This is a genomic window from Streptomyces sp. NPDC048297 (assembly GCF_043201585.1).
In the GTDB taxonomy this organism is placed as follows: domain Bacteria; phylum Actinomycetota; class Actinomycetes; order Streptomycetales; family Streptomycetaceae; genus Streptomyces.
The window spans coordinates 35,579-46,449 of record NZ_JBICZA010000052.1 but is presented as its reverse complement, the minus strand read 5'-3'; the positions used below and the strand labels follow the sequence as shown (position 1 = coordinate 46,449).

Sequence of the window (10,871 nt, the reverse complement as noted above, 5' to 3'; positions counted from 1 at the left end):
TGCCTCCGCGTAACTCACGCCTTGCTGCACGAGCCGGAAGTATTCCTCCCGCTCACGGGTCAGCTTTCTACGGCCCTGAGCCACCGTCCGGGTCTTGCGGATCTCGAACATCGCACCCCTTGAGCTGGGGTGTTGCGACGATCGCTAGAACTCAAGGGTCGCCGGGAAGTGGGGCCTTCGCCGTCAGGGGCCTACGTGGTCAGAGGCCTACACGGTCAGGGCCTGTGGTGGCGGGCCCGGCGGGAGCCCGGTCAGCCCTTCCAGCAGCGGGTCACGCGGCCGTCGCTCACCTCGAAGTTGAGCCGGCCCACCCGGTACTCCATGGTGATGATCGCGCCGGGCGGCAGCGACCGTACCGTCGACCACCCCCGCTCCCTCGCGCGCCGCTCGGCATGCTCGGCGTCGAGGCCGACGTACCCGTCGGGACTGTCCTTGGGCTCCGCGGGCGGAGTGGGAATCGGTGCCATGCGGCCACGCTAGGGCGCATCGGGCGGCGACGGAAGCCGGGCCCGTCGGGTATCGGGAGTTCCCGCGCCCGGTCACACTTCTGTCACAGCTTGCCGACGCGCGATTCCTTCGAACTCCGTCACACGTACGGGGGTTTCTGTTCCCCTTCCCGGGGCAATCGAACAGAATTCCCGCGTGTCGCGGTGCCCCTCCGAATTACCCGGCGGAAAGTGCCCACGTGATGTCCGGGGCGGGGTCCGGAAGGTCATTCCCCGCGGAATCCGGCGCGCTGTCCGAGGAACTGACACCGCATAGGAATTTCACGGATTCGGCACAGGGCCGCCGCGTCCCCCCGGCCGGGGCGCACGGCCACGCGGGCAGGTGACGGCGGCTCGCGGGCGGGAGCGCCCCGGGCCGCGGCGGCCCCGGGGCGCGGCGAGCGAAGGGGCGCGACAAGCGAAGGGGCGAGGGAGCGATGGGGACCGACACCGTACGGGCGACGGCGCTGGCGGGGCCGCGCGGGCGGGCGGGGCGGCTGGTGGTGGACTGGCTCACCACCACCGACCACAAGAAGGTCGGGCATCTGTACCTGATCACGTCCTTCCTGTTCTTCCTGGCCGGCGGTGTCATGGCGCTGCTGATGCGCGCCGAGCTGGCCCGGCCGGGGCTGCAGCTCATGGGCAACGAGCAGTACAACCAGCTGTTCACGCTGCACGGCACGATCATGCTGCTGCTGTTCGCGACCCCGAGCTTCGCGGGCTTCGCCAACGAGCTGATGCCGCTGCAGATCGGCTCTCCTGACGTGGCGTTCCCGCGCCTGAACATGCTGTCGTACTGGTTCTTCCTGTTCGGCGGTCTGATCGTGCTGGGTTCGGTGCTGACCCCCGAGGGGCCGGCGGCCTTCGGCTGGTTCGCCTACGCCCCGCTCAACGACGCCACGCACTCCCGTGGCATCGGCCCGGACCTGTGGATCACGGGGCTCGCGCTGGCCGGCTTCGGGACGATCCTCGGCGCGGTCAACTTCATCACCACGATCGTCGTGATGCGCGCGCCGGGCATGACGATGTTCCGGCTGCCGATCTTCACCTGGAACACGCTGTTCACGTCGATCCTGATCCTGATGGCGTTCCCGGTGCTGGCGGCCACGCTGCTGTGCCTGGAGGCGGACCGGCGGTTCGGCGCGCACGTGTTCGACGCGGCGAACGGCGGGGCGCTGCTGTGGCAGCACCTGTTCTGGTTCTTCGGGCATCCGGAGGTCTACATCATCGCGCTGCCGTTCTTCGGGATCATCACGGAGATCATCCCGGTCTTCAGCCGCAAGCCGGTCTTCGGCTATCTGACGCTGGTCGGCGCGACCATGGCGATCACGGGTCTGTCGATGGTGGTGTGGGCGCACCACATGTTCGCGACGGGCGCGGTGCTGCTGCCGTTCTTCTCCTTCATGTCGTTCCTGATCGCGGTGCCGACGGGCGTGAAGTTCTTCAACTGGACCGGCACGATGCTCCAGGGCTCGCTGTCCTTCGAGACCCCGATGCTGTGGGCGACGGGCTTCCTGGCGACGTTCCTGCTGGGCGGCCTGACCGGGGTGATCCTGGCGTCCCCGCCCATGGACTTCCACGTCACCGACTCGTACTTCGTCGTGGCCCACTTCCACTACGTCGTCTTCGGCACGGTCGTCTTCGCGATCTTCGCCGGCTTCTCCTTCTGGTGGCCCAAGTTCACCGGGAAGATGCTGGACGAGCGGCTCGGCAAGATCCATTTCTGGACGCTGTTCGTCGGCTTCCACACCACGTTCCTGGTGCAGCACTGGCTGGGCGCGCAGGGCATGCCCCGCCGGTACGCCGACTACCTCGCCGCCGACGGCTTCACCGCGCTCAACACGGTCTCCACCATCGGCTCCTTCCTGCTCGGCCTGTCCACGCTGCCGTTCCTGTACAACGTCTGGAAGACCGCGCGGTACGGCGAGAAGGTCGAGGTGGACGACCCCTGGGGCTACGGCCGCTCGCTGGAGTGGGCGACCTCCTGCCCGCCGCCCCGGCACAACTTCTCCGCCCTGCCCCGGATCCGCTCCGAGGCGCCGGCGTTCGACCTGCACCACCCGCAGTTCGCCGAGTACGCGCAGGGCCGCCGCCCCCGCGGGAGGGGGAACGGCGGCCGTTCGCGCGTCAGGTGACCGGCACCCGGCGCCCGCTTCAGAGTGCGAGGCGCTGGCCGGGCACGATCAGGTCGGGGTCGGCGCCGATGACCTTCTTGTTGTCGGCGTAGATCCGCTGCCAGGTGGTGCCGTGCCGGGCGGCGATGAGGCTGAGGGTGTCGCCCTCGCGGACGGTGTAGTCGCCGCGGGAGGCGCTGCGGCTGGTGTGGCCGGCCGGGCGCTGCGGCGTGGAGACGGACTTCACGGGGGCTGACTTCATGGGGGCCTCCTTCGCGGGGGCGGACTTCTTCGTCGCGCTGCCCTGCGAGGCGGTCGTACCCGAGGAGGCGGCCGCCGGTGCCGCGCCGGAGGCTCCCGCGCGGGCCGAGCAGACCGGCCAGGCGCCCCAGCCCTGGGCGTGCTGGACCTTGGTGGCGACGGCGATCTGGGCGCTCCTGGAGGCCTGGTCGGCCGTCGGGGCGTAGGCGGTGCCGCCGTACGCGCGCCAGGTGCCGGCGGAGAACTGGAGCCCGCCGTAGTAGCCGTTGCCGGTGTTGATGTGCCAGTTGCCGCCGCTCTCGCACTGGGCGATGCGGTCCCACACTCCGTTGTCCGCGGCGGCGGCGTTGCCGGTCGCGGCCAGAAGCCCCAGCGGGGCCAGCAGCGCCGCCCCGGCGAGGGCGGCCGTCGTACGGCCCTTGCGGGCGCTGTCACGACGCTCGGTGTTGCGGGTGGTATCGGCACACTCGGACATGTAATTCCCTCTCCACGAACCCGGGATCCCCCAAGGCGTGGCACGACGTCCCGCGAAGGACCGCGGTTCCCCGTGCCTGCCCCGTCCGCCTGACCGGGCGTCGATCGTGCTCTGCCTGGTGCCGGTCGGCGGACATACCCGAGCGGTGCTCGCTGCACACGGCGGAGGAATGTACGGAGATCTGGCGGTAGATATCAACCAACTCCCTGTCATTCCAGGCCAGTTCCCCGTTACCGTCGGTATCGGCGATTTTTGGCCAACCGCTTTGTGTGCTGATTTCATGACTTTTCGACCAGCCGTCAAGGCGGCGTGTGATTCACTTCACCCGATCAAGTTCCTTGACAGCGAGCAAAGTTGACGATGAGTGGCCGATTCCGAACCAATGGTGACGCTGCGCGGCGGACGGTCCTACTCCGTTTCCCTCCGGGCGTGACCACCACCACAGCACGTCCGTTGTCTTCTTCATGAGCCCGGAACCCCGGAGCTCAGCGACCGGGAGCCACCCGGCCGTCTCCAGCAGCGCATCCCGAGGGAGCCACCGTGCCGCGCATGCTCGACGTCAGTGACGCAGTACGCGCCGAGATCGGCGACGAAGAAGCCGACCGGCTGCTCGCCGGAGAGAACGCCCCGGGCAGTTACGACTGCACCTCCTGCCGCACCCCGGGCGACTCCGAGCAGGAGCGCACCAGCACCGTTCTGTTCGTCGGCGACGAGACCGCCGTGCTCGCCTTCGCCCATGCCAGCTGCCTGCCCTCACAGGTCGTCCAGGTCACCGAGGAGCAGCTGCAGGGCGCGGTGCGCTCCATCGGCGGCGACATCGCCACGGACGCCGGCCCCGGCGCGTCCGTGCCCGAGCAGGCCGTGCTGGGCGTGACCAGCGGACTCGTCCTCATCGAGGGCGAGTTGCACCCGGCGCTCGTGGTCGAGCCGACCGCGCCGATCGCGCGTCCGGGCTCCACCGGGCCCGGCGACGACTTCCTGCCGCTGCTCATCGAGCAGGGCTACCTGCCGGTGACCGAGCTGGCGACCGTCCCGCCGGTGCTGCACGGCTGGTCGGTGCTGCTCGCCGTGGGCCAGCTGCACGCGGTCCTCCAGCCCGGGGTGAACGGGGGCCGGGCGGTGGCCTGGTGGCAGGCGCACCAGCCGCTGCAGGTCACGGACGGCTGGCGGGCCGCCGCGAACAAGCACCAGCAGGTGCTGATGTTCGCGGCACCGGTGGGCTCCATCGGGCGCCAGCCGCGCGAGGACCTGCTGCGCGACGCGCTCGACAAGGCCGCGGCGAACGGACAGCTGGTGGCGGCGGCGCTGCCCCTCGCCGGTACGTGAGAGCCGGTACGTGAGAGCCGGTGTGAGTGCCGGTGTGAGTGCCGGTGTGGGAGTTCGCCCCGGGGAGACGGGCCCGCGCCCCCGAAAGCCTGACACCGGCCGCATCTCTTCACCACTGCCGTCGTTTGGACATACGTGCACGCATACGACACTCCTCCTCCCCGCCGGTCCGGCTTCTCCCCCATCCCCTCCGCGCGGAGAGGGCAGGAGAGTTCCGGCGTGACGTCGGCCACGCCGATCTACGACTCGCTCTACGCGGAGTGGGTGCGGACCTTCCGGACACTGCCGGGGGACCGCAGTGGTGAGGAGGATCTGGGCTTCGTCGCGTTCGGGAGCCTTCCGCAGAGCACGGGTGCGTACGGGGGCTACCGTCCGGGCTCGTTCAGCAGCTCGTACAGCGCCTACAGCGCGGGGGCCTACAGCGCCCGGCAGCAGTCGCAGACACAGTGGCAGCGGATCGGCACGATCGGGCGGTCGCAGCAGGACTCCGGGGCGATGCCCGCCCCGGCTGCCCTGCCCCCGGCCCCGCGCCGCGGCGCCTGACACACCGAAGGGCGGCCCCGGTGACGGGGCCGCCCTTCGGCATGCGACGGACTCGGAGTCCTCCTCGCGCCGCTACTTCTTCTTCGCGCCGCGCTTCTCGCGCACCCGCACCGAGATGTGGATCGGGGTGCCGTCGAAGCCGAACTCCTCGCGCAGCCGGCGCTCGATGAAGCGCCGGTAGCCCGCCTCGATGAAGCCGGAGGCGAAGAGCACGAAGCGCGGGGGCTTGGTGCCGGCCTGGGTGCCGAACAGGATGCGCGGCTGCTTGCCGCCCCGGACCGGGTGCGGGTGGGCGGAGGCCAGCTCGCCGAGGAAGGCGTTCAGACGGCCCGTGGGGACGCGGGTCTCCCAGCCGGCCAGCGCGGTCTCGATCGCCGGGACCAGCTTCTCCATGTGCCGGCCGGTGCGCGCCGAGACGTTGACGCGGGGCGCCCAGGCGACCTGGGCCAGCTCGGTCTCGATCTCCCGCTCCAGGTAGTAGCGGCGCTCCTCGTCGAGGGTGTCCCACTTGTTGTAGGCGAGGACCACCGCGCGGCCCGCCTCGACGGCCATGGTGACGATCCGCTGGTCCTGCACGGAGATGTTCTCGGAGGCGTCGATCAGGATGACCGCGACCTCGGCCTTCTCCACGGCCGCGGCCGTGCGCAGGGAGGCGTAGTAGTCGGCGCCCTGCTGGAGGTGGACACGCTTGCGGATACCGGCGGTGTCCACGAACTTCCAGGTCACACCGCCCAGTTCGATCATCTCGTCGACCGGGTCACGGGTGGTGCCCGCCAGCTCGTTGACGACGACGCGCTCCTCGCCGGCCACCTTGTTCAGCAGCGAGGACTTGCCGACGTTCGGGCGGCCGATGAGGGCGATGCGGCGCGGGCCGCCGACCGCCGTGCCGAAGGTCTGCGCGGGCGCCTCCGGCAGCGCCTCCAGGACGGCGTCCAGCATGTCGCCGGTGCCACGGCCGTGCAGCGCCGAGACCGGGTGCGGCTCGCCGAGGCCGAGGCTCCACAGGTAGGACGCGTCGGCCTCGCCGCTCGGGCCGTCGACCTTGTTGGCGGCCAGCACGACGGGCTTGCCGGCCTTGCGCAGCAGCCGTACGACCGCCTCGTCGGTGTCGGTCGCGCCGACCTTGGCGTCCACCACGAAGACGACGGCGTCGGCCGCCTCGATCGCGTACTCGGCCTGCGCGGCCACCGAGGCGTCGATGCCGAGGACGTCCTGCTCCCAGCCGCCGGTGTCGACGACCTTGAAGCGGCGGCCCGCCCACTCGGCCTCGTAGGTGACGCGGTCACGGGTGACGCCGGGCTTGTCCTCGACGACGGCCTCGCGGCGGCCGATGATGCGGTTCACGAGAGTCGACTTGCCGACATTGGGACGGCCGACGACGGCGAGCACGGGCAGCGGACCGTGGCCCGCCTCCTCGATGGCGCCCTCGACGTCCTCGATGTCGAAGCCCTCTTCGGCGGCGAGCTCCATGAACTCCGCGTACTCGGCGTCGCCGAGCGCCCCGTGGTCGTACTCGTGCGCGCCGTACGCGTCCGAGCCGTCGGGCTGGATCTGGTCGTTCATGAAGTCCGTACCTCGTTCGTTCGTGGTGATCGGTGGACCGGGCCCCGGTGGGCCGGACCACTACTCAAGTGTCGCCTAGCGCCCGGTCAGGCGCCTGGCGTTTTCCAGGTGGGCGGTGAGCTGCTTCTGGACGCGCTCGGTGGCCGCGTCCAGCGCCGAGCGCGTCCGCCGCCCGGTGCCGTCGCCCGCCTCGAACGGCTCGCCGTAGACGACGTCGACGCGGGAGCGCAGCGGCGGCAGCGCCTTGACCACGCGCCCGCGCCGGTCGGCGCTGCCCAGGACCGCCACCGGCACGATCGGCGCGCCGCTGCGGACCGCGAAGTAGGCGAGGCCGGCGCGCAGCGAGGCGAAGTCGCCGCCGCCCCGGGTGCCCTCCGGGAAGATGCCCAGCACTCCCCCGGCCTCCAGCAGGCCGAGGGCGCGGGTGATCGCGGTGCGGTCGGCGGCCGTGCGGTCCACCTTCAGCTGGCCGATGCCGGTCAGGAAGGGGTCCAGCGGGCCGACGAACGCCTCCTGCTTGATCAGGAAGTGCGTCGGCCGGGGCGACACGCCCATGACCATCGGGCCGTCGATGTTGTGGGAGTGGTTGACGGCGAGGATCACCGGACCCGTGGCGGGCACCTTCCAGGCGCCCAGCACGCGCGGCTTCCACAGTCCGTACATCAGGCCGACGCCGATGCGCCGGCCGACCTCGGCACCCCGCTCGGACGGGAGGTCGCCCTCCCCGCGTGACGGAAGGCTCACTTCCCGGCCCGCTTCTCCTCGACCAGGGTGACGACGCACTCGATGACCTGGGCGAGGGTCAGCTCGGTGGTGTCCACCTCGACCGCGTCCCCGGCCTTGGCCAGCGGCGAGGCCTTCCGGCCGGAGTCGGCCGCGTCCCGCTTGATCAGGGCCTCGCGGGTGGCGTCGACGTCGGCGTTCTTCAGCTCGCCGCTGCGGCGGGCGGCGCGGGCCTCCGCGGACGCGGTGAGGAAGATCTTCAGGTCGGCGTCCGGGAGCACGGTCGTGCCGATGTCCCGGCCCTCGACCACGATGCCGCCCTCGGCGCCGCGGGCCAGCGTGCGCTGCAGCTCGGTGATCAGGGTGCGCACCTCGGGCACCGCGCTGACGGCACTGACCTTGGAGGTGACGTCCTGGGTCCGGATCGGGCCGGCCACGTCGACGCCGTCGACCGTGATGGTCGGGGCGTCCGGGTCGGTGCCGGAGACGATCTCCGGCTTGCCGGCGACGGCGGCGATCGCGGACGGGTCCTCCAGGTCGATGCCGTTGGTCACCATCCACCAGGTGATCGCCCGGTACTGGGCGCCGGTGTCCAGGTAGCTCAGGCCGAGCTGCCGGGCCACGGCCTTCGACGTGCTCGACTTGCCCGTGCCGGAGGGGCCGTCGATCGCGACGATCACGGGCTTGGCGGTCGGGGCGCCGTTTTCCACTGGGGAACACCTTCCTGGTGCGGTGCGGTGAGCGGGGTACGGGGAGCGAGAGCGCCCTGCACAAGGTTACTGGGTGCGGGTCACTCGTCCGGACCCCCACGTACCGGCTCCGCCGAAGCCACACCCACGCCCCACGCAGCCCCAGGACTGGACCAGTCCACACCGGCCGGCCCTGCCCACACGCACCGGGCCGGCCGCGAGTCCCGCATACCACCCGACCCCAGACACCCGCCCCACACCGGACCCGGCGACTCACGCCCACCGGCCGGCCCCAGTCACCCGCCCCTGCGGACCCACACCCGCGACCCCGGCGGCCCAGGCACTCGGCCCCGCACACACCAGTCAGGCCACCCCACGCGCCCGATCCAGTCGGCCCCGTTGCTCTACTGGCGCAACGCCCAGCCCATGTCCCGCAGCGCGTCCTTCAGGGTGGGGGCGGATCTGGGGTCGACGCTGAGCTGGATCAGGCCGGCCTGTTGTCCGGTGGCGTGTTCGATGCGGACGTCCTCGATGTTGACTCCGACGCGGCCGGCGTCGGCGAAGATCCGGGCCAGCTGTCCCGGCTGGTCGTCGATCAGCACGACGACGGTCTCGTAGACGCGCGGAGCGGACCCGTGCTTGCCCGGCACCCGCACCTGGCCCGCGTTCCCGCGCCGCAGCACGTCCGCGATGCCCTGGCTGCCCTCGCTCCGCTTGTCCTCGTCGGAGGACTGCAGGGCGCGCAGGGCCCGTACGGTCTCGTCCAGGTCGACGGAGACGTCGGCGAGGAGGTCGGCGACCGGGCCGGGGTTGGCGGAGAGGATGTCGATCCACATCCGGGGGTCGGAGGCGGCGATCCGGGTGACGTCCCGTATGCCCTGCCCGCACAGCCGTACGGCGGCCTCCTCGGCGTTCTCCAGGCGTGCCGCGACCATGCTGGAGACCAGGTGGGGCATGTGGGAGACGAGGGCGACGGCACGGTCGTGGGCGTCGGCGTCCATGACGACCGGCACGGCACGGCAGTGCGAGACCAGCTCCAGGGCGAGGTTGAGGACCTCGGTGTCGGTGTCCCGGGTCGGCGTGAGCACCCAGGGGCGGCCCTCGAAGAGGTCGCCGGTGGCGGCCAGCGGGCCGGACTTCTCCCGGCCGGACATGGGGTGGGTGCCGATGTACGTGGACAGGTCCAGGCCGCGCGCCTCCAGCTCGCGGCGCGGTCCGCCCTTGACGCTGGCGACATCGACGTAGCCGCGGGCCAGCCCGCGGGCCATGGCGTCGGCGAGGACGGCCGCCACATGGGCGGGCGGGGCGGCGACGATCGCGAGGTCCACCGGGCCCTGGGGGGCCGCCTCGGTGCCGGCGCCGAGCGCGGCGGCCGTACGGGCCTGCTCGGGGTCGTGGTCCTCGAGGTGGACGGTGACACCCCGCTGGGTCAGGGCGAGCGCGGCGGACGTGCCGATCAGGCCGGTGCCGATGACGAGAGCGGTCCTCACTGGGCGATGTCCTTGCGCAGGGCGGCGGCGGCGCCGAGGTAGACGTGGGCGATGTCGGCGCGGGGCCGCTCCGTCTCGATGTGCGCGAGGATCCGGACGACCCGGGGCATGGCGCCCTCGATGTCGAGTTCCTGGGCGCAGATCAGCGGGACGTCGACGATGCCGAGCTTGCGTGCGGCGGCGGCCGGGAAGTCGCTGTGCAGGTCGGGAGTGGCCGTGAACCAGACGCTGATCAGGTCGTCGGCGGTGAGTCCGTTCCGTTCGAGGACGGTGGTGAGCAGAGCCCCGACCTGCTCGTCCATGTGAGCGGCCTCGTCCCGCTCCAGCTGGACGGCCCCCCGGACCGCTCGTACCGCCACGGCGCTGCTCCTTCATGACGTGCGTGTTCATGACGTGCGTGTCGACTGTCGTCGGCTCGTGCTGCGTCCAGCGTAGTCAGGGCGGACGGGCCGGGCGCACGACGCCCGGTCGCTGAGACGGACGCCCCGTGTCGCGGCGGGGCCGATCCGGTGATGGCCTGTTCCTGGTTCCTTCACCCTTGATCCCTTAAATGCGAGTATGCCGTTTATCACCCCTTTTCCTCCCTCTGACGTTCGGAGTGAACTCATGACCCAGCCCGCGACGCGCCGTACGGTTCTCGCGACGGGTGCGGCGACGATCGCCGTCGGCTGTGTGGGATGCGGCGGCAACGACAGCAAGAGCGCCGCGTCCTCCAGCACCTCGCCCGCCGGCAAGTCCGCCTCCCCGGCCGACACGTCCGCCTCGCCCGACAGCAGGAGCGCGACGCCCGCCGACCGGCAGGACACCGCGGTCAGCGGATCGGTGCTGGCGCGGACCAGCGACATCCCGGAAGGCGGCGGCAAGATCTTCAAGGAGAAGAAGGTCGTGGTCACGCAGCCGAAGAAGGGCGAGTTCAAGGCCTTCTCGGCGATCTGCACGCACCAGGGCTGCACGGTGGCCAAGGTCGCGGACGGCACGATCGACTGCCCCTGCCACGGCAGCAAGTTCCACATCGCCGACGGCTCGGTGGCGCACGGCCCGGCGACCCGGCCGCTGCCCGCCAAGCACATCAAGGTGGAGAAGGACTCGATCCGCCTGACCTGACCGGGCCCCGCCTGACCTGACCGGGATCCCACCAGGCCCGACCGGGGTCCCACCAGGCCCGACCGGGGTCCCACCAGGCCCGAGCAGGTCGCGTACCC

Annotated in this window: 11 protein-coding genes; 4 read left to right on the top strand and 7 right to left on the bottom strand. The window is 71.4% G+C overall.

Annotation, left to right across the window (positions count from 1 at the left end; genetic code table 11):
* Positions 1 to 251: 251 nt before the first annotated feature.
* Positions 252 to 467 (bottom strand): I78 family peptidase inhibitor, encoded by a 216-nt coding sequence (locus ACGFYV_RS35095; RefSeq protein WP_393882588.1) that lies wholly within the window; start codon positions 465 to 467, stop codon positions 252 to 254.
* Positions 468 to 922: 455 nt separating this feature from the next.
* Between ACGFYV_RS35095 and ctaD the strand changes: the two genes are divergently transcribed.
* Positions 923 to 2,620 carry a cytochrome c oxidase subunit I gene (gene ctaD, locus ACGFYV_RS35090; RefSeq protein WP_393882587.1) on the top strand — a complete coding sequence of 566 codons (1,698 nt, stop codon included), beginning with the start codon at positions 923 to 925 and terminating at the stop codon, positions 2,618 to 2,620.
* A gap of 19 nt (positions 2,621 to 2,639) precedes the next feature.
* On the opposite strand, the gene ACGFYV_RS35085 is transcribed toward ctaD, so the two are convergent.
* Positions 2,640 to 3,335: a transglycosylase family protein gene (locus ACGFYV_RS35085; protein ID WP_393882586.1), complete on the bottom strand. Its 696-nt coding sequence runs from the start codon at positions 3,333 to 3,335 to the stop codon at positions 2,640 to 2,642.
* 540 nt (positions 3,336 to 3,875) lie between these two features.
* Between ACGFYV_RS35085 and ACGFYV_RS35080 the strand changes: the two genes are divergently transcribed.
* On the top strand, positions 3,876 to 4,661 hold the full coding sequence (locus ACGFYV_RS35080) for a hypothetical protein (RefSeq protein ID WP_393882585.1): 786 nt from the start codon (positions 3,876 to 3,878) through the stop codon (positions 4,659 to 4,661).
* 135 nt (positions 4,662 to 4,796) lie between these two features.
* On the top strand, positions 4,797 to 5,204 hold the full coding sequence (locus ACGFYV_RS35075) for a hypothetical protein (protein ID WP_393882584.1): 408 nt from the start codon (positions 4,797 to 4,799) through the stop codon (positions 5,202 to 5,204).
* A gap of 72 nt (positions 5,205 to 5,276) precedes the next feature.
* On the opposite strand, the gene der is transcribed toward ACGFYV_RS35075, so the two are convergent.
* The 5 genes from der to aroH all read right to left on the bottom strand — a co-directional run bounded on the left by der (position 5,277) and on the right by aroH (position 10,028).
* Positions 5,277 to 6,767: a ribosome biogenesis GTPase Der gene (gene der / locus ACGFYV_RS35070; RefSeq protein WP_393882583.1), complete on the bottom strand. Its 1,491-nt coding sequence runs from the start codon at positions 6,765 to 6,767 to the stop codon at positions 5,277 to 5,279.
* A gap of 75 nt (positions 6,768 to 6,842) precedes the next feature.
* On the bottom strand, positions 6,843 to 7,550 hold the full coding sequence (locus ACGFYV_RS35065; protein WP_393882582.1) for a lysophospholipid acyltransferase family protein: 708 nt from the start codon (positions 7,548 to 7,550) through the stop codon (positions 6,843 to 6,845).
* On the bottom strand, positions 7,508 to 8,200 hold the full coding sequence (cmk, locus tag ACGFYV_RS35060; protein ID WP_393882581.1) for a (d)CMP kinase: 693 nt from the start codon (positions 8,198 to 8,200) through the stop codon (positions 7,508 to 7,510). The genes ACGFYV_RS35065 and cmk overlap by 43 nt, the downstream gene beginning before the upstream one ends.
* A 383-nt stretch (positions 8,201 to 8,583) precedes the next feature.
* Positions 8,584 to 9,669, bottom strand: coding sequence for a prephenate dehydrogenase (locus ACGFYV_RS35055; protein WP_393882580.1), 1,086 nt, complete (start codon positions 9,667 to 9,669; stop codon positions 8,584 to 8,586).
* A complete protein-coding gene (gene aroH, locus ACGFYV_RS35050; protein ID WP_393882579.1) occupies positions 9,666 to 10,028 on the bottom strand; it encodes a chorismate mutase in 363 nt (120 codons plus the stop codon). Before aroH ends, ACGFYV_RS35055 begins: the two co-directional genes overlap by 4 nt.
* Before the next feature lie 247 nt (positions 10,029 to 10,275).
* On the opposite strand from aroH, the gene ACGFYV_RS35045 reads away from it, so the two are divergent.
* Positions 10,276 to 10,773, top strand: a complete 498-nt coding sequence (locus ACGFYV_RS35045) for a Rieske (2Fe-2S) protein (RefSeq protein WP_393882578.1) — start codon at positions 10,276 to 10,278, stop codon at positions 10,771 to 10,773.
* The last annotated feature ends 98 nt before the right edge of the window (positions 10,774 to 10,871 follow it).